The 19,345-nt window shown below is 70.6% G+C and carries 10 protein-coding genes; 2 read left to right on the forward strand and 8 right to left on the reverse strand.

Features of this window, described 5'->3' with window-relative positions; genetic code table 11:
- Nucleotides 1-181: 181 nt before the first annotated feature.
- The 4 genes from AMK18_RS32455 to AMK18_RS32470 all read right to left on the reverse strand — a co-directional run bounded on the left by AMK18_RS32455 (nt 182) and on the right by AMK18_RS32470 (nt 2,140).
- Nucleotides 182-388, reverse strand: coding sequence for a hypothetical protein (locus AMK18_RS32455; protein ID WP_073865640.1), 207 nt, complete (start codon nt 386-388; stop codon nt 182-184).
- A gap of 23 nt (nt 389-411) precedes the next feature.
- A complete protein-coding gene (locus AMK18_RS32460) occupies nt 412-978 on the reverse strand; it encodes a mobilome CxxCx(11)CxxC protein (RefSeq protein ID WP_073865641.1) in 567 nt (188 codons plus the stop codon).
- Between the two features lie 356 nt (nt 979-1,334).
- A complete protein-coding gene (locus tag AMK18_RS32465; RefSeq protein WP_073865642.1) occupies nt 1,335-1,754 on the reverse strand; it encodes a hypothetical protein in 420 nt (139 codons plus the stop codon).
- A 128-nt stretch (nt 1,755-1,882) separates the two neighbouring features.
- The gene (locus tag AMK18_RS32470; protein ID WP_073865643.1) at nt 1,883-2,140 is read right to left on the reverse strand and encodes a hypothetical protein; all 258 of its coding nucleotides are present in this window, start codon (nt 2,138-2,140) and stop codon (nt 1,883-1,885) included.
- Between the two features lie 207 nt (nt 2,141-2,347).
- Between AMK18_RS32470 and AMK18_RS32475 the strand changes: the two genes are divergently transcribed.
- Both AMK18_RS32475 and AMK18_RS32480 read left to right on the forward strand, forming a co-directional pair.
- Nucleotides 2,348-3,313 carry a PIN domain-containing protein gene (locus tag AMK18_RS32475; protein ID WP_073865644.1) on the forward strand — a complete coding sequence of 322 codons (966 nt, stop codon included), beginning with the start codon at nt 2,348-2,350 and terminating at the stop codon, nt 3,311-3,313.
- A 537-nt stretch (nt 3,314-3,850) separates the two neighbouring features.
- Nucleotides 3,851-4,234, forward strand: coding sequence for a VOC family protein (locus AMK18_RS32480; protein ID WP_073865645.1), 384 nt, complete (start codon nt 3,851-3,853; stop codon nt 4,232-4,234).
- A 72-nt stretch (nt 4,235-4,306) separates the two neighbouring features.
- On the opposite strand, the gene AMK18_RS32485 is transcribed toward AMK18_RS32480, so the two are convergent.
- Genes AMK18_RS32485 through AMK18_RS32500 form a run of 4 tightly spaced genes read right to left on the reverse strand, consistent with a single transcriptional unit; the run spans nt 4,307 to nt 19,303 of the window.
- Nucleotides 4,307-5,398: a branched-chain amino acid aminotransferase gene (locus AMK18_RS32485; RefSeq protein ID WP_073865646.1), complete on the reverse strand. Its 1,092-nt coding sequence runs from the start codon at nt 5,396-5,398 to the stop codon at nt 4,307-4,309.
- 46 nt (nt 5,399-5,444) lie between these two features.
- On the reverse strand, nt 5,445-5,834 hold the full coding sequence (locus AMK18_RS32490) for a nuclear transport factor 2 family protein (RefSeq protein ID WP_018106259.1): 390 nt from the start codon (nt 5,832-5,834) through the stop codon (nt 5,445-5,447).
- Between the two features lie 9 nt (nt 5,835-5,843).
- The gene (locus AMK18_RS32495; RefSeq protein WP_241836703.1) at nt 5,844-9,791 is read right to left on the reverse strand and encodes a non-ribosomal peptide synthetase; all 3,948 of its coding nucleotides are present in this window, start codon (nt 9,789-9,791) and stop codon (nt 5,844-5,846) included.
- A complete protein-coding gene (locus tag AMK18_RS32500; RefSeq protein ID WP_073865647.1) occupies nt 9,788-19,303 on the reverse strand; it encodes a non-ribosomal peptide synthetase in 9,516 nt (3,171 codons plus the stop codon). The genes AMK18_RS32495 and AMK18_RS32500 overlap by 4 nt, the downstream gene beginning before the upstream one ends.
- Nucleotides 19,304-19,345 lie beyond the last annotated feature (42 nt).

Genomic DNA, 19,345 nt, shown 5'->3' on the forward strand with positions numbered 1-19,345 from the left:
ACAAAACCGAGAGATCGCAGTGGGAGGCATCCCACAAGCTGGCACTTCCCACAACTCGCGTAGGTCGGAGTCCAAGTGGCGGGGTGCTTCACCTGCGGGCCGGGACTTTGGCTGTGCCAGTCGAGCTGGTGCCGCTACAGCCGGGTCTACACATTCCGGGTTAGCGCCCGCTGCCCGACTTCTACTTGCCGCAGTATCGGCAAACCTGGGCAGTGGGGCCTAGATCAACCTTGGTGATACCGAAGTCTCTCCTGGACTCCCTGACGATCCTGTCCTTGGCCATCAGGTCGCCCTCGATGTACCTGTTGATGACCAGGATGAATTCGTTCCGTTGGGCGGGATTGAGCGCGTCGAAACCGAGCAAAAGTTCGGCTACCTTGCTGTCCATTCGGTGCTTTCCTTAACTAATTGTCAGAACTTGCCGCAAACGCCGCAGCCAGAGGGATCCATGGTGGTGGGAACCTGGCTGCAAGCTACGCACGGGCGCTGGTACTGCCGGAGCGCGGCCCGCATACCCCGTCGTCGTTCCTTCTCCGTCACAGCCTTCTCGTTGTCCATGGCTCGCCGGGCATGGTCCTCCACCTCAAGCATGTTGAACTGAGCCTGCATTGCTTGTATGGCAGGAGGGTTTGCAGCGAGTGTGGTAAACCGTCTGGCCAACGATTCGTTGGCGGTGTTCGAAGCCGAGGAGTAGGACAGCTCCCCTGGCCACTGTTTGATCAGGGCCCATAGACTCACGGCCATCTGCGCCACCCCAACCACAGCCGCCACAGCGATGCCGACACTCCAGAGGTCCGCCTGGCCGAATGTTCCCGCCAGCCCGCCGACAAGCACCGGAACTACGAGTCCGACGTAGGACAGTGCATCGTTCTTGCGTTTCAGCGCGACGGCGCGCCTTTGGAAAATGTGGGCAGTCCCGTAAGCGTGCAGGGCCGCTTCCCAGCACTTCTGCTGGAGATCGGTGATGCTCGCCGCCATACGTCACCTCTTCTGCTGATGTCTCGCCCCCAGCAGGAGACGGATATCGAGCAGTCTATGAGCTGCCTCAGCCACCCCATGCCGACGGTCACGAGACCTCAATGGAGGAACCGCACTGGGGCCGCAACAGCGAGGGCCGGCCGATCGCGTGGGTGGGCAGCGCGCCTGACGACTGGTGAGCGGCGGCAGGACCCCGAACACACGGGCGCCCGGGGTCCTTCGCTGTCAGGGGCCAGGGGCACCGAACCCAGGCCCTACACACACTGGGTGCGATGCCCGAAGGTTCTAAGCTGCGACATCACACTGGTGTGCGTGTAAGGCCTGGGATTCTGGACCGCCTGCTGGGTGTAGGGCGGTCAGACGGCGGACGCTATGACTCCCAGCCCTGTGAGCGCGTGGCGGAGATCGTTGTTGAGCCGGTCCATCCGGATGTCTCCATCAGGGGTGAGAATGTGCGGCTGGTGAGCTCCCATGTCGGCCAGCAAGTCTGATGCGAGAGCGCAAGCTACGCCAACAGCTTCCCGTTTGTCGGTGACGAGAGCTGTCAGGTCCGCCGTCACCTCTGCAGGAACTGCGGGGAACGGTAGCGCAGGGGCGCGCTGGAAGTAGCTGTCGGTCACAATCAGCCAGACGAGTTTGTCACTGCCGTCGTAGCGGTGCAGTGCGGCCGACAGCATCAGGTCACCGGCTGCTCCGGTCTCGGCGGCCCAGGCCGCGGCTGCTTGGACCAGCGTCACGACGTCGAGTTCGAAGCTGCGCTGGGACGGCAGCCTCACACACCATAGCCAACAGCACCTAGGAACATCCGTATGGTCGGACCGGCGATCACTCCTCGCCGGTCCGACATCCTCATTCGCCCAGTGTGGCGGCGGGCACCGACAAGCCGGTGAAAAGCGGCAGTAAATCAGGCGTGCCCGGTCGCCTTGGCTGGCCCGAAGAAGTCCCTCCACAGGCCCCTGACCGCCGCGATGATGTCGCGAGCACACCGGTAGGCGGCCTCGGCCTCCTGGGAAGTCCTGAGCGCTCCCCGAACCGTCTTCGTGGTCTTGTCGCCGAACTGGGCCCCACTCTCGAGCAGATTAAGCAGGACACTCCAATTCGAGGCGCGAGCCTTGCCAGCCCTCGTCTGATCGGTGGTACGGCGGGCACGGTTCTGGGCCATGGTCGACTCCTTGTTTTGGGGGTGTAGTGGTCGGCTGCCAGTCATAACTCATGGCGCTGGCGATCGGCCAAGAACCGACAGAAGACCACCCCCACCAGTGAACGGGCGCTCTTCGGGCCTCGGCAGGGCGAGCGGAATCCTGATCATGAGCCGTTGGCCTTGGGAAACGTGGTGAACACCAACCGGCATGCTGACAGGATCGTGAGCATGCTCATCACCCCGAGGCCCGGCGCTCACTCCCAGAACATCCGCGACGCGCTCAGCAGCGCTCACCTCGCAGCAGACAACCTCCGCAGTGCGCACAACACCAGCGCCTACCGCCGGCTCCTGCAGTACCTGGAGTGGGCCACGGATACCTCGGGCACCCTGCGGCACCAGATAAGCGACGGGGACATCAGCCGTCTGATCCTGACCCGGCGGTACGAAGCGCTCCTCGGTAGCTGCGGCACCCTCGCTGGGAGCTCCCAAGAGCGTCTCGTGAACGGTCTGGTGAACCTCGAGCTCGCTGAGCGCGTCGCCGATCTCGGCGCCACCGTACAAGCCTTGGACGACTGGTTGCGCCACTGGTTCGGCCAAGAGGTCTTCGTGGTCGCCGACTCCAGCTTCTACTGCCACAATCCAGAAAAGCTTGAGGACATCGACCTCCACACCATCCTCGACCTGCGTCCCGACAACAACGTCCGGCTGCTGTTCCCCATCGCAGTCGTAGACGAACTCGATGGGCTCAAGGAGACGAGCAAGCAGCATGGCCGCTGGCGGGCCACTCACACGCTCGGCCTTCTGGACGGGCTACTGAACGGTTCAACGTCTGGGGTCTGGCACAGAGCGGCAACGTTCCAGGATGAGAGCGGGCTTCCGAACGTCCGAGGTGACGTGCACGTCGAGATCGTCCTCGACCCGCCCGGGCACGTGCGGCTCCCGATCGCGGACGACGAAATCATCGACCGGGCCGTGCACATTCAGGCGTTGGCGAACCGGAACGTACATCTGCTGACCTGTGACACCGGTCAGCACACTCGCGGCCGGGCCGCCGGCTTGAAAGTCACCAAGGTCCCCACGAAGGACCCGGGACCGGAGCCGGACAGGGAAAGCGCGGGTAGGCCCGCGAACGGTACACGCGCGAAGCGTCGCGAGCGCCAGACCGCCGCAGCCATAGGCGACCGCGAGAGCTGAGCGACACCTATTGTTGGGCTATCGGTGCGGAGGATGTTGGCCAGAACCAAAGCATCGCCTGGGTAGAGCCCGATCCCGGTCGCCATCGAGACGTCTCGCGGAGGTCCACAGACCCTCGATGGGATGCCAACAGCCCTGCGGCCTGTTCGTAGCCGAACCGCTGGTCGGGAACCATCTCGACAACACGCTCCCGGCAGCACACACGTCCAACGCAGGAACGGGTGGTGCGCAGGTCACCCACACGTGCCGGTCGGTCCACTCCCGCGGGCACATCCCACTCGACGTCAGCGTAGACAGACCATAACGGCCAGGACTCTGCGTCCAGGAGCGCCGCGTAAACGACGGCGGCAGAAGCCGATGGGTACGAAGAGGCAGTCAACACAAGGGACGACACCCCCGACAAGGATAGGCCGCGTCTCATCACGATCGTGCCACCAGCTCCAAGGCTTACCCCGGCCACGAGGCTGTCCGGGTTCGGCCTGCTCGCCCATCGGGCACGAATGAGCCCAGGCAGGGGCACTGTGCCATCCTGGCGCGATGGCGCATATCCGTGACGTGGTCGTCGACTGCCGCCACCCTGCCTCGCTCGCCCGGTTCTGGGCCGCCGCGCTGGACGGTTACCAGGTCGCGCCCTACGACGAGCAGGAGCTGGAACGGCTGCGTGGTGAAGGGGTCTTCGATCCCGAGGACGATCCGAGCGTGCTGGTCGAGGCCGGCGCGGGGGTGCGGCCGCGTTTCTTCTTCCAGCTCGTGCCAGAGGCCAAGACCGTGAAGAACCGGCTTCACCTCGGCCTGAGCACGGACGACCGGCCCGCCGAGGTGCGGCGCCTGACTGCGCTCGGCGCCCGGGTCACCGGCGAGCACGAGGGATGGACCACCCTGTCCGACCCCGAGAACAACGAGTTCTGCGTCTTCGGCTGACCACATGCCGGAGCTGGACAGCCGCGACCGATGACCGCACTCCTCCCCGAGGAGGAGTGCGGTGACGAGTGCTCAGCTCCGAGTGCAGGCGTGCAGCCAGCCGTTCGGGTCGTCCGCCACGCCGTGGTGCAGGTCCGTCAGGCCCTTGCGTAGTGCCATGGTGACCTCGCCGGGCGTGCCGTCGCCGATCGTCCAGTCGCCGTCTCGGTCGTGGACCCGGCCGACCGGTGTGACCACGGCGGCGGTGCCGCAGGCGAACACCTCGCTGATGGTGCCGGAGGCGCACTCCGCACGCCACTGCTCCAGTGAGATCCGCTCCTCGCCGGTGCGGTAGCCGAGCCGGCGGGCCAGTGTGAGCATGGTGTCACGGGTGATGCCGGGCAGCAGGGTGCCGGTCAGCTGCGGCGTCACGACCTCGGCGTCCGCGCCCCGGCCGCGGACCAGGAACATGTTCATCCCTCCCATCTCCTCCAGGTAGCGGCCCTCCAGGGCGTCCAGCCAGACCACCTGCTGGCAGCCTGCCGCCTCGGCCTCGCGCTGGGCCAGGAACGACGGTGCGTAGTTGCCGGCGACCTTGACGTTGCCGGTGCCTCCGGGGAAGGCGCGGCTGTACTCGTGGCTGACGAGGACCGAGACCGACTCGACGTCCTCGCCGAAGAAGCCGCCTGCGACGAAGGCCATCAGCAGGAAGCGGTAGGAACGGGATGGCCGCAGCATCAGCGAGGTGTCGGTGCCGAACATCATCGGGCGGATGTAGATGCTGTGCGACGGGTCGGTGGAGAGGCTGCCCTCGTCCGCGTCGATCAGCTGGTCGATCGCCGCGACGAAGGCCTCGGCCGGCAGTTCCGGCATGGCCAGTCGGCGGCAGGAGCGCTGGAATCGCAGTGCGTGGTCGCCGGACCGCCAGACGCCCATCGCGCCGTCGGCACGGCGGTGCGCCTTCAGGCCCTCGAAGGCGACCTGGCCGTAGTGGAGGCCGATCATGCCGGGGTGGATGGAGAGGTTCCGCAGCGGGGTGATCTCCGGTGCGGACCAGCCCTCGCCCTCCGTCCAGTCCATGCTGATCATGTGCTCGGTGAACGCTTCGCCGTGGCCGGGGTCGAGCACAACCCGCGACTCGCGGGCGGCGGTGGTCTCGGCGGGGGCGTCGATGCTTATCGTCATGGTGGGCTCCTTGTGACGGGGTTTCGGTGGGTGGGCTGGGGCCGGATCAGACGAGGGGCGCGAAGAAGTAGGTGTCGCGGTCGGCGAACAGGTCGTCCGGGCGGACGGTGAAGCTGTCGGCGAACCGCAGGTCCACCGGGTCGCCGCTGTGCAGCACTCCGTGGAATTCGCCGAAGACGCCGACGAAGGCGCCGTCCGCCAGCACGTTGGTGAGCGTGTGGTTGCCGGCCCGGATGGTGCGGTCGCGGCCGTAGAAGCCGAGCAGTCCGGCCGGGCCGACCATCGGCGGGTAGCCGGGGCGGCGGTAGAGCGCGTCCGGGGCGAAGAGCGCGGCCACGCCGTCGGCGTCGCCGCTGTCCACCAGGTCGTAGAAGCGGCGCACCAGGCGGACCGCTGCTTCGGCGTCGACCGGGAGGAGTTCGGGGTTCGTGGTCATGGGGACCTCCTAGGGGTGTGGGGTGGGGTTCAGCGCGGCGCCGAGCACCCGCGCGATCCTGGCCAGCGGCTCGGGGCGGGTCATCGCGGCGTGGGCACAGTCGATCTCGTGCAGGTCGAGCCGGCCGCCGAGGTGCGGTAGCCATGCCTGTGGGGCGGGGGTGTCCGGCGTACGGTCGCGAGTGGCCTGGAAGAACAGCAGGTCGCCGTCGAAGCGGCCCGGTTCGAAGCCGGCGAGCAGGTTGAGGTTGGCGGCGAAGGCCCGGGGCAGGGCGGCGAGCAGCTCGGGGTCCAGGCCGGCGAGCGGACCGTCGGCGGCGTCGGCCGCGGCGCGGTACTGCGCCGGGGTCGTCGGGCCCGCCTGGTGGCCGGGCAGGTCGTAGCCGAGGGTGTCGAGCAGGGCGGCCAGGGTTTCGCCGTCCTCCGGATCCCAGTGGCGGGCATGCCCGGCGGCCGGCGGGTAGCCGTCCAGCACCGCCAGCAGCGACACCTGCTCACCGGCGGCCTGCAACTGCGCCGCCATGGTGTGCGCCACCGCTCCGCCGTAGGACCAGCCGAGCAACCGGTACGGACCGTGCGGCTGCACCCGGCGGATTTCGGCCAGGTAGTCCTTCGCCATTTCCTCGACGCTCGCCGGGCCGGATCCGGGCTCGGTGAAACCGCGGGACTGAAGGCCGTACAGCGGCTGCTCCGGGCCGAGGTGGGCCAGCAGGCCCGTATACACCCAGCTGATCCCGGCCGCCGGGTGCACGCAGAACAGCGGGGGTCGGCTGCGGTTGGTGGCGGCGCGCAGCGGCAGCAGCACGGCGAGCGCGTCGGATTCCTCGGGGGTGTCCAGGCGTCGGGCGAGTTCGGCGACCGTGGGCGTCTCGAACAGGGCCCGCAGACCGAGCCGTACGCCGAGCGCGGAGCGGACCCGGCTGACCAGCCTGGTGGCCAGCAGTGAGTGGCCGCCCAGGGCGAAGAAGTCGTGGTCGATGCCGACCGACGGCACGGCCAGCACCTGGGCGAAGATCTCGCAGAGGATCCGTTCGCGGTCGGTGCGCGGTTCCCGGACCGCCGTTTCGGCGCCGGTCCGCTCGGGTGCGGGCAGCGCCGGGCGGTCGAGCTTGCCGTTGGGCGTGAGCGGCAGCGCGTCCAGGGGTACGAAGGCTGCCGGGACCATGTAGTCGGGGAGCCACTCGGCCGCGTGGCGGCGCAGGTCCGCCGGATCGACGGGGCCCGCCGAAGGGACGACGTAGCCGATCAGGTCCTTGCGTTCGCCCGGTCCCTGGTGCACTTGCACAGCGGCCTGGCCCACGCCGGGGTGGCGGGTGAGTACCGCTTCGATCTCGCCGAGCTCGATCCGCAGGCCGCGGATCTTGACCTGGTGGTCGGCCCGGCCACCGTAGACCAGTGCGCCGTCGGGCCGCCGTCGTACCAGGTCGCCGGTGCGGTACATGCGTGCGCCGGGCCCGCCGAAAGGGCAGGCGACGAAGCGTTCGGCGGTCAGGCCCGGCCGGTGCAGGTAGCCGCGGGCCAGGCCGGGGCCTGCCAGATACAGTTCGCCGGTGGCGCCGACGGGCACCGGTGTCAGGTGCTCGTCCAGTACGTAGGCCCGGTTGTTGTCGATGGGCCGGCCGATCTCCGGCAGCGGCGCGCCGGGGGCCGGTTCCGGTGCCACGTCGGCGGATGTCGCGGTGACGGTGAACTCGGTGGGTCCGTACTGGTTGGACATCCGGAACGGGGTGTCACTGTGCGGTCGGCGGCGCAGTGTGTCGCCGCCGCATTGGACCAGCCGCAGTGCGCCGGGTCGGGCCATCAGGTCGTCGAGTGCGGCCTCCAGCCGTGGCGTCGGCATGTAGCAGACGTTGATCCGGGCGTCGGCGATCCAGGCGGCCAGGGCCTCGGCGTCGTCCAGTAGTCCCGGTTCGGGCAGGCAGATGGTGCCACCGGCCGTGAGCACGGACCAGAGTTCCTGCACCGAGCCGTCGAAGCCCGCCGTGGCGAGCTGGCTGGCGCGGTCGGCCGGGGTGAGCCGGTAGTCGCGGCGCAGCCAGCCGATCAGGTTGCGCAGGCCGCCGTGTTCGCAGACCACGCCCTTCGGCCGGCCGGTGGAGCCGGAGGTGTAGATCACGTAGGCCGCGTCGCGCTCGGTCAGGGTGACCGCGGGCGCGGTGGTGGGCCGGGCCGCGACGGCGGCGCGGGCGGTGTCCAGTCGCAGTACGGTGGCGTCGGTCTTCGGTAGCCGGACCGACAGTCGGCTGTCCGTCACCAGGACGGTGAGCCCGGCGTCCTCGGCCATGAAGGCGATGCGCTCGGTCGGATGCGTGGCGTCGAGCGGCAGATAGGCGGCGCCGGTCTTGAGTACGGCGAGCAGGGTGGTGATCTGGTCGGTCCCGCGGTCCAGGCAGACGCCCACCCGGGTGCCCCGGCCGGCGCCGAGGCCGATCAGGTGGTGGGCCAGCCGGTTGGCGCGGGCGTCGAGGTCGGCGTAGCCGAGGGTGGTGCCGCCGGACTCCACCGCGGGGGCGTCCGGGGTGGCGCGGGCCTGGGCGGCGACCGCCTGGTGCACCAGCTGTCCGTCGGCGGAGTCGGTGCCGGCACCGTGCCAGCGGTTGAGCAGCTCCTCGCGTTCGGTGTCGGTGAGCAGCGCCAGGCGGCTGACCGGGTGGCCGGGTTCGGCCAGTGCCGAGTCCAGCAGCCGCAACAGCTGGTCCAGCAGCCGCCGCACCGAGCCGGGGTCCAGCAGGTCGGTGGCGAAGTCGGCGTTGAGCCGCAGTCCGGCCGGTGTGCCGTCGGTCCGGCGCTCGCTGATGGCCAGCGTCAGGTCGAACTTCGCCGCGTCGGTGCCCACCGGCACCGGCACGGCGGCCAGCCCGGGGAACTCCGGGCCGGATCCGTCGCCGGACTGCTGGGTCAGCAGCATGATCTGGAACAGGGGGTGGCGGGAGAGGCTGCGGCTCGGGTTGAGCTCTTCGACCAGCCGCTCGAACGGCACGTCCTGGTTGGCGTACGCGTCCAGGTCCGATTCCCTTACCCGATCGACCAGTTGGCGGAAGGTCGGGTCGCCGGAGACGTCGGTGCGCAGCACCAGGGTGTTGACGAAGAACCCGACCAGGTCCTCCAGCGCCTCCTCGGTCCGGCCTGCGGTGGCGGTGCCGATCGCGATGTCGGTGCCCGCGCCGAGTCGGCTGAGCAGGGCGGCGAAGGCGGCCTGGATCACCATGAAGACGGTGGCCTGCTGCTCGCGGGCGAAGGTGAGCAGCCGGGCGTGCAGCTCGGGGCTGCTGGTTTGGGCGACGGCCGTGCCTTTGTAGGAGGGGGCGGCCGGGCGGGGCCGGTCCAGCGGGAGCGGGATCTCCTCGGGCAGGCCGTCCAAGGTGGTTCGCCAGAAGGCGAGTTGCTGGGCGAGCGGGCTCTGCGGGTCGTCCGCCTCGCCCAGCAGTTCGTGCTGCCAGAGGGTGTAGTCGGTGTACTGGACGGGCAGCGGTTCCCAGTCCGGTGCTGCTCCGGTGCCGGTGCGGGCGGCGTAGGCGGTGGCCAGGTCGCGGACCAGCAGGCCCAGGGACCAGCCGTCGGTGGCGATGTGGTGCATGACCAGCAGCAGCACCTGATCCTGCGGGCCGACCCGGAACAGGTGGGGGCGCAACGGCAGTTCGCTGCCCAGGTCGAAGGTGAGGTTGCAGGCGCCGGCGAGCTCGGCGGTCAGCTCCGCCTCGGCGCACTCGTGCATGGTCCAGACGGGCTGGGCCTCGCCGACGGCGAGCACGTGTTGCAGTGGCTCGCCGTCCACCTCCTGGTAGGTGGTGCGCAGCGCCTCGTGCCGGTCGATCACGTCGGCGAGCGCGTGCCGCAGCGCGGCGGCGTCCAGATCGCCGCGCAGTCGCAGCGCGTAGGGCAGGTTGTAGGCCGAGCTCCGCCCCTCGACCTGCTCGTGGAACCACAGACGGGCCTGGGCGTAGGACAGCGGGATCACGAGCTCTTCTCCTTCGACCGGGCGCGCAGCGCGGGCCGGGCGCGGCCGGCGGTGCCGAGGCGGGTGACCAGGGTGGCGACGGTGGGTGACTCGAAGACGGTCTTGATGGTCAGTTCGGCGCTCATGACCGAGCGCACCCGGCTGATGAGCCGGGTGACCATCAGTGAGTGGCCGCCGAGGTCGAAGAAGTCGTCATCGATGCCGACCGACTCCAGCCCGAGGATCTCGGCGAACAGGCCGCAGAGCTTCTCCTCGCGCTCGTCGCGCGGTGCCCGGCCGGTCTCGCGCGGTGTCGGACCGGGTACGGGCAGGGCGCGGCGGTCGAGCTTGCCGGTCGGCGTGAGCGGCAGCGCGTCGAGGACCACAACCGCGGACGGCACCATGTACTCCGGCAGGCGCTGGGCCACGTGGGCACGTACCGCGGACGCGTCGATCCGGACCCCGGACTCGGCCACCACGTAGCCCACCAGCCGCTTGTCACCCGGCCGGTCCTCACGTACCACCACCGCCGACTGCACCACACCCGGATAACCACCAACGACCGACTGCACCTCGGCAGGCTCGACCCGGAAGCCACGAATCTTCACCTGATCATCGGCCCGGCCCAGGAACTCCAACGTCCCGTCAGCCCGCCAGCGCACCAGATCACCGGTCCGGTACATCCGCTCACCCGGACCACCGAACGGGCAGGCCACAAACCGCTCAGCGGTCAGCCCCGGCTGTGAAACGTAACCATGCGCCAGACCGACACCGGACATGTAGAACTCACCCACCACGCCAGGCGCGACCAGCCCGAGCCTGTCGTCCAGCACCCAGAGCCGCTTGCCGTTCAGCGAGCGGCCGACCGGGATGGAGGGGCGCGAGCCGTCGGCCGGAGTGATCTCGTGCGCGACCGTGAAGATCATCGACTCGGCCGGCGAGTAGCCGTTCACGAGTCGGATTCGGGGGAAGTCCCGCAGCAGTCGCATCACGTGGGCCACCGAGGCGGCCTCACCGCCGGTCATCACCTGGCGCAGACCGGTGAACGCCGCCGGGTACTCGTCCAGCAGGAAGTTCAGCAGGCTGGCCGAGACGTGCATGGTGGTCACCGCGTGCTCGCGAACCAGGGCCGCGATCACTGCCGGTTCGGGGCGCTGGCCGGGTTGCAGCACGCAGGTGCCGCCGGACAGCAGCGGGCCGAAGAGCTCCAGGGCGAAGGCGTCCCAGGAGACCGGGGCGCACTGCAACCACACCTGCGCCTCGTCGAAGTCGGCGAAGTCCTGCCCCAGCAGCGTCCCGACGATCGCCCGGTGCGGCGACACCACCCCCTTCGGCAGTCCTGTGGAACCGGACGTGAACATCACGCACGCCGCGTCATCCGGACCGGCGACCGGGTCCAGACCGTGCGCAGGCCGCGCCGCGATCGCCTCGGCGTCGCGGTCCAGGACCACCTCGGCGACCCCGGGCAGGCGGCCGGACAGGCCGTCGCGGGTGATCAGCAGGCGTGCTCCGGTGTGTCCCAGCACGCTCGCGATGCGCTCGGCCGGGAAGTCCGGATCGAGCATGGTGTAGGCGCCGCCCGCCTTGAGCACGGCGAGCACCGCGACGACCAGGTCGATACCGCGCTCCAGATACACCCCGACCACGTCGCCACGACCGAGACCGGCCTCGGCGAGGTGGTGGCCGAGCCGGTTGGCGCGCTCCTCCAGCTCCGCGTAGGAGACGCGCTGCTCGCCGAAGACCAGCGCGGTCGCGTCGGGCCGTGCCTGCGCCTGCTCCTCGACCAGCCGGTGCACCGGTCGGTCGGCCGGGTGCCGCGCCGGTGCACCACTCCACTGCTCCAGCAGGGTCCGGCGCTCCGCTCCGGTCAGCACGTCGAGTCGGCTCATCGGCGTCTCGGGGGCGGCTGTCGCGCGGTCCAGGAGACGGATCAGACGGTTGGTCAGGTCGAGGACGGTGGACTGTTCGAAGAGGTCGGCGGCGTAGTCGACGGTGAACTGGAGCGCGCCGGTTGCGGGCTGTTCGGTGGCGGCGATGGTCAGGTCGAACTTGACGCTGTCGACGGCCGCGCCGAGCAGTTCGGCCTCCAGGCCGGCCAGGTGAAGCCGGGCGGCGCTGTTGTTCTGCACCACCAGCATGATCTGGAACAGCGGGTGGCGGGAGAGCGTGCGGACCGGGTTGAGCTCCTCGACCAGGCGCTCGAACGGCACGTCCTGGTTGGCGTACGCGTCCAGGTCCGCTTCCCGGACCCGGCCGAGGAGTTCGCGGAAGGTCGGGTCGCCGGACACGTCCGAGCGCAGCACCAGGGTGTTGACGAAGAAGCCCACCAGGTCGTCGGTCGCCTCGTCGGTGCGGCCGGCCACCGGAGTGCCGAGCGGGATGTCGGTGCCGCCGCCGAGCCGGGAGAGCAGCGCCGCCAGGCCGGCCTGGAGCACCATGAACAGCGTGCTCTGGTTCGACCGGGCGAAGGCCAGCAGCCGGTCGTGGAGCTCCGCGGCGACCGGTACGGCGACGGAGCCGCCGCGCTGGGTGGGCGCGGCCGGGCGCGGCCGGTCCGTGGGGATCGCGAGCTCCTCCGGGAGGTCGGCCAGCGCCTCGCGCCAGTGGGCGAGTTGCTGGGAGAGCAGGCTCTGCGGATCGTCCGCCGTGCCCAAGAGGTCCTGCTGCCACAGGGTGTAGTCGGCGTACTGCACCGGCAGCGGCTGCCAGTCGGGGGCCTCGCCGGTGCTGCTGCGGGCGGCGTAGGCGGTGGCCAGGTCGCGGACCAGGGGGTCCAGCGACCATCCGTCGCTCGCGATGTGGTGCATCACCAGGGAGAGCACGTGGTCCTGCTCGCCGAGGCTGAACAGGTGTGCCCGCAGCGGCGGCCGGGCCGAGAGGTCGAAGCCCTGGTTCGCCGCCAGGGCCAGCGCGCCGGCCAGCTCCTCCTCGGTGCAGGCGGCTTCCAGCCAGGGCAGGTCGACCTCGGCGGGTGCCAGGATCCGCTGGTACGGTTCGCCGGCCCATTCCTGGAACACCGTGCGCAGCACCTCGTGCCGGGCGGTGACGTCGGTGACGGCCGACCGCAGCGCCGCGGTGTCCAGTGCTCCGCGCAGCCGCATGGTGACCGGCACGTTGTAGGCCGCGGTCTGCTCCTCCATCTGCCCGAGGAACCAGAGGCGCCGCTGCGCGAAGGAGAGCGGCAGCCGTTCGGGCCGTACCGCCGGGCGCAGCGGCGGGCGGGCGCCGCGGGCCTGCTCGACCAGTGCGCCGAGCCGGGCCACGGTCGGGGCCTGGAACAGGTCGCGGATGCCCATCTCCACGCCGAGCACCGGGCGGATCCGGCTGATGAGCCGGGTGACGAGCAGGGAGTGGCCGCCGAGGTCGAAGAAGTCGTCGTCGATGCCGACCGACTCCAGTCCGAGGACTTCGGCGAACAGGCCGCAGAGCAGTTCCTCCTTGGCGTTGCGCGGCGGGCGGCCGTCTTCGCGCGGCCCGAAGTCCGGTGCGGGCAGGGCGCGGCGGTCGAGCTTGCCGGTCGGCGTGAGTGGCAGTGCGTCCAGGATGACGACGGCGGAGGGCACCATGTACTCGGGCAGGCGCTGGGCCACGTGGGCACGTACCGCGGACGCGTCGATCCGCGCTCCGGACTCGGCCACCACGTAACCGACCAGCCGCTTGTCGCCCGGCCGGTCCTCGCGTACCACCACGGCCGACTGCACCACGCCGGGATAGGCGCCGACGACCGACTGCACCTCGGCGGGCTCGACCCGGAAGCCACGAATCTTGACCTGATCATCGGCCCGGCCCAGGAACTCCAGCGTGCCATCGGCCCGCCAGCGCACCAGGTCACCGGTCCGGTACATCCGCTCACCCGGACCACCGAACGGGCAGGCGACAAACCGCTCGGCGGTCAGGCCGGGCTGTGCAACGTAACCATGTGCCAAGCCGACACCGGACATGTAGAGCTCACCGGCGACTCCGGGGGCGACCAGGCCGAGGCCGTCGTCCAGGACCCAGAGGCGTTTGTTGCCGAGCGGGCGGCCGACCGGGATGGAGGGGTGCGAGCCGTCGGCGGGAGTGATCTCGTGCGAGACGGTGAAGATCATCGACTCTGCGGGGGAATAGCCGTTGATCAGCTTCAGTCCGGGGAACCGCTCGACCAGTCGCATCACGTGGGCCACCGAGGCGGCCTCGCCGCCGGTCATCACCTGGCGCAGACCGGTGAAGGCGGTCGGGTACTCGTCCAGCAGGAAGTTCAGCAGGCTGGCCGAGACGTGAAGCGAGGTGACGTTGCGTTCGGCGACCAGGGCGGCGATGGCGGCGGGTTCGGGGCGCTGGCCGGGTTGCAGTACGCAGGTGCCGCCGGAGAGCAGTGGGCCGAAGAGTTCCAGGGCGAAGGCGTCCCAGGAGACCGGGGCGCACTGCAACCACACCTGCGCCTCGTCGAAGTCGGCGAAGTCCTGGCCTAGCAGCGTCCCGACGATCGCCCGGTGCGGCGAGAGCACGCCCTTCGGCCGACCGGTGGAGCCGGACGTGAACATCACGCACGCGGCGTCATCCGGACCAGCCACCGGGTCCAGGCCGGCTGCGGAGCGCGCCGCGATCAGTGCCGCGTCCGCCGCGATGTCCACCTCGCGGTGGCCGCCCGGCAGCCGTCCGGCGTGCTCGTCAGCGGTGACCACCAGCCGGGCGGAGGTGTGTCCCAGCACGCTCGCGATGCGGTCGGCCGGGAAGTCCGGGTCGAGCATGGTGTAGGTGCCGCCCGCCTTGAGCACGGCGAGCACGGCGACGACCAGGTCGATGCCTCGTTCCAGGTAGACCCCGACCACGTCGCCACGGCCGAGACCGGCCTCGGCGAGGTGGCGGGCGAGCCGGTTGGACCGTGCGTCGACCTCGGCGTAGGTCAGTTCGGTGTCCTGGAACACCAGCGCCGTGGCCTGCGGTGTGCGGGCCGCCTGCTGCTCGAAGAGCTGGTGGATGCAGAGGTCGGCGGGGAAGTCGACGGCGGTGTCGTTCCAGTCGACCAGCAGGGCCTGGCGTTCGGCCGCGGAGAGCACTTCCAGTCTGCTCACCGGGACGTCCGGATCGGCGAGCTGCCCTTCCAGCAGGCGGACCAGGCGGTCCAGGATGACCTCGACCGAGCTGCGGTCGAACAGGTCGGTGGCGAACTCGACCATGGCGGTCAGGCCGGCCGGAGCGCCGTCGGAGCCGAAGGTCTCGGTGAAGCCGAGGGTCAGGTCGAACTTCGCGGTGCCGGTGGTGACCGGGCTGATCTCCGCGTCCAGGCCGGGCAGGTGCAGCTTCGCCTCGGCGTTGTTCTGGACCACCAGCATGATCTGGAACAGCGGGTGGCGGGAGAGCGTGCGGACCGGGTTGAGCTCCTCGACCAGCCGCTCGAACGGCACCTCCTGGTGTGCGTAGGCGTCCAGGTCGGCGTCCCGGACCCGGGCCACCAGTTCGCGGAAGGTCGGGTCGCCGGACACGTCCGAGCGCAGCACCAGGGTGTTGACGAAGAACCCGACCAGGTCCTCCAGCGCGTCGTCGGTACGACCGGCGGTCGGCGTGCCGACGGGGATGTCGGTGCCGGCGCCGAGCCGGTGCAGCAGACCGGCGAGCGCCGCCTGCATCACCATGAACAGGGTGGCCTGGTTGTCGCGGGCGAAGGCCAGCAGCCGCCGGTGCAGGTGCGGGCCGAGCCCGACGGTGGTGACCTGGCCGCGGTAGGACGGGACGGCGGGACGGCTGCGGTCCGACGGGAGCCGCAGCTCCTCCGGGAGGTCGGCCAGCGCTTCGCGCCAGTAGGCCAGTTGCTGGGAGAGCAGGCTCTGCGGATCGTCGGCCGAGCCCAGCAGGTCCTGCTGCCACAGGGTGTAGTCGACGTACTGGACCGGCAGCGGCTCCCACTGCGGCACGGCACCGTCGCAGCGCGCGGTGTAGGCGGTGGCCAGGTCGCGCATCACCGGGCCCAGTGACCAGCCGTCGCTCGCGATGTGGTGCATCACCAGGAGCAGTACGTGCTCCTCGGCGTCGATCGAGAAGATGTGCGCCCGGATCGGCAGCTCCACCTTCAGGTCGAAGGCGTGCCGGGAGGCGGTGTCCAGCTCCAGCGGCAGCTCGGCGACGCCGGTCTCCAGCGTGGTGACCATCGGCCGTGCCACTCCGGGGGGCAGGACCCGCTGGTACGGCTCGCCGTCGATCTCCAGGATCACCGTGCGCAGCGCCTCGTGCCTTCCGACCACGTCGGAGACGGCGCTGTGCAGCGCTGCGACGTCGAGCCGGCCGTGCAGCCGGATCGTGTGCGCCACGTTGTAGGTGCTGTTCGGGCCCTCCATCTTGTTGAGGAACCACAGTCGCCGCTGGGCGTACGACAGCGGGATCTCCTCCGGCCGCTCCATCACGGACGATGCCTTCCTGGCTCGTTGGGCGTTGCGGATGCGGGGAGCGAGGCCCCCCGCGGTGGGTGCTTCGAACAGGTCGCGTACGGACAGCTCGACGCCTGCGGCGGTGCGGGTACGGGCGCTCAGGCGGGCGGCCAGCAGCGAGTGCCCGCCGAGGTCGAAGAAGCTGTCGTCCACACCGACCCGGTCCAGGCCGAGGACTTCGGCGAACAGGCCGCAGAGCAGCTCCTCCTCCGGGTCGCCGGGCGGGCGGTAGGCCGCGCCGGAATCGAGCTCGGGTGCGGGCAGGGCACGGCGGTCGAGCTTGCCGGTCGGGGTCATCGGGAGCGCGTCCAGGGGCACCACGGCGGCGGGCACCAGGTGGTCGGGCAGCCGTTCGGCCAGGAAGGCGCGCACGGCCCTGGGATCGATTCCCGTACCGCCGACCGCGTAGGCGACCAGCCGTTTGTCGCCGGGCCGGTCCTCGCGCACCACCACCGCCGAGCGGACCAGGCCGGGGTAGGCGTCCAGCGCGGCCTGCACCTCGCCGGGCTCGATGCGGAAGCCGCGGATCTTCACCTGGTCGTCCGCCCGGCCCAGGTACTCCAGGGTGCCGTCGGCGCGCCGCCGGGCCAGGTCGCCGGTGCGGTACATGCGGGTGCCCGGTCCGCCGAACGGGCAGGCGAGGAATCGCTCGGCGGTCAGCCCGGGCTGACCGGTATAGCCGTGTGCCAGCCCGGTGCCGGACAGGTACAGCTCTCCGGCGACACCGGGGGGCACCAGGCGCAGCGAGTCGTCCAGCACCCAGGACTGTTCGTTGTTCAGCGGGCGGCCGATCGGGATGGCGGGCCGGTCCCGGTCCGCCTCGGTGATCGGGTGCGTGGCGGCGAAGATCATCGCTTCGGCCGGGCCGTAGCCGTTCACCAGCCGCAGCTTCGGGAACTCCCGTACGAGCCGCAGCACGTGGGGCACCGAGGCCGCCTCGCCGCCGGTGGTGACCTGGGTGAGCGTGCTGAAGACCGCCGGGTACTCGTCGAGCATGAAGTTGAGGAGGCTGGCCGAGAAGAAGACGGAGGTGACGCCCTGCGCGGCGACCAGGGCGGCGATGGTGGCGGGCTCGGGCCGCTGGCCCGGTTGCAGTACGCAGGTGCCGCCGGAGAGCAGCGGGCCGAAGAGCTCCATCGCGAAGGCGTCCCAGGAGACCGGGGCGCACTGCAACCACACATGGCCGGGGCCGAATTCCGCGAAGTCCTGGCCCAGCAGTGTGCCGACGATCGCCCGGTGCGGGGAGACCACCCCCTTCGGCAGTCCCGTGGAGCCGGAGGTGAACATCACGCACGCCGCGTCATCCGGACCGGCGACCGGGTCCAGGCCGTGCGCAGGCCGCGCCGCGATCGCCTCGGCGTCGGCGTCCACGCAGACCACCGTGCGGCCGGGCCAGGCCGGCCGTGCGTCCGCCGTCGCGCGGCTCAGCACCAGCCTCGCGCCGACCCGGTCGACCAGCTGCGCCACACGCTCCGCCGGGAAGTCCGGGTCGAGCACGGTGTAGGCGCCGCCCGCCTTGAGCACGGCGAGCAGGGCCACCACCATCTCGATGCCGCGCTCCAGGTGGACGCCGACCACGTCACCGCGGCGGACCCCTGCCCGCACCAGGTGGTGGCCGAGCCGGTTGGCGCGCTCCTCCAGTTCCGCGTAGTCGACGCGCTGTTCGCCGAGGACCAGGGCGGTCGATGCCGGCGTCCGCCGCGCCTGGCGCTCGAACAACTCGTGCAGCGCCGAGTCGGCCGGGTACTTCTCGGACCGGCCGTTCCAGCTGCCGAGCAGGGCCCGGCGCTCGTCCGCCGAGAGCACTTCCAGGCGCCCCAGCGGGGCCTCGGGCCGGTCCAGGGCAGCGGCCATGAAGGCGAACAGGCGTTCCGTCAGTGCCGCCACCGTCTCCCGGTCCAGCACATCGGTGGCGTACTTCATGGTGACGCCGATGCCGTCCGGCGTGCCGTCCGCTCGGTGGCGCTCGGCGAGCTCCACGATCAGGTCGAACTTGGCGACGTCCAGGTCGATCACCTCGACCTCGGCGTGCAGACCGGGGAAGTCCGGACGGCTCGCCGCGTTGTTCTGCAGCAGCAGGAGGACCTGGAAGAGCGGGTGGCGGGAGAGCGAGCGGTCCGGGTTGAGTTCCTCGACCAGGCGCTCGAACGGCAGGTCCTGGTGTGCGTAGGCGTCCAGGTCGAAGGCCCGGACCCGGCCGAGGAGCTCGCGGAATCCCGGGTCGCCGGAGACGTCGGTGCGCAGCACCAGGGTGTTGACGAAGAAGCCGACCAGGTCGTCCAGCGCCTCGTCGGTGCGGCCGGCCACCGGAGTGCCGAGCGGGATATCGGTGCCGGCGCCGAGGCGGCTGAGCAGCCCGGCCAAGGCAGCCTGCACGACCATGAAGAGGGTCGCGTCGTGGTTCCGGGCGAACTCGGCGAGCCGGTGGTGCAGCTCGGGCTCGATCCGGTGGGTCAGCACCTCGCCGTGGTAGGACGGCGCGGCCGGGCGCGGCCGGTCAAGCGGCAGTTCGAGTTCCTCCGGCAGGCCGGCCAGTGCCTCGCGCCAGAAGTCCAGTTGGCGGGACAGCAGGCTCTGCGGCTGGTCCGCCGAGCCGAGCAGCTCCTGCTGCCAGGCGGCGTAGTCGGCGTACTGCACCGGCAGTGGCTGCCACGTCGGCCGCGCGCCCTCGCACCGCGCCGTGTAGGCGGCGGCCAGGTCGTGCAGCAGCGGGCGCAGCGACCAGCCGTCGGCGGCGATGTGGTGCATCACCAGCAGCAGTGCGTGGTGCTCCGGGCCGACCCGGAACAGCTCCGCGCGCAGGGGCAGTTCGGTCGCCAGGTCGAAGCCGTGGGCCGCGGCGGCGGCCAGCGCCTCGGGCAGCCGCACCTCGGTGACCTCGGTGACCGACCAGGGCACCTCGGCGTCGTGAGGGTCCAGCACCTGCTGCCGGGGACTGTCGTCCAGCTCCGGGTAGACGGTGCGCAGGGCCTCGTGCCGGGCCAGTACGTCTCCGAGCGCGGCGCGCAGGGCGTCGGGGTCGAGCGGGCCGCGCAGTCGGACGGTCAGCGGAACGTTGTAGGTCGGGCTCGGGCCCTCGACCTGGTTGAGGAACCAGAGCCGGGCCTGTGCGAAGGACAGGGGAATCATCGGGCCTCCCGGAGCAAGGGCGTTCGACCGTGCCCGGTCGCC

Source organism: Streptomyces sp. CB01249 (assembly GCF_001905735.1).
In the GTDB taxonomy this organism is placed as follows: domain Bacteria; phylum Actinomycetota; class Actinomycetes; order Streptomycetales; family Streptomycetaceae; genus Streptomyces.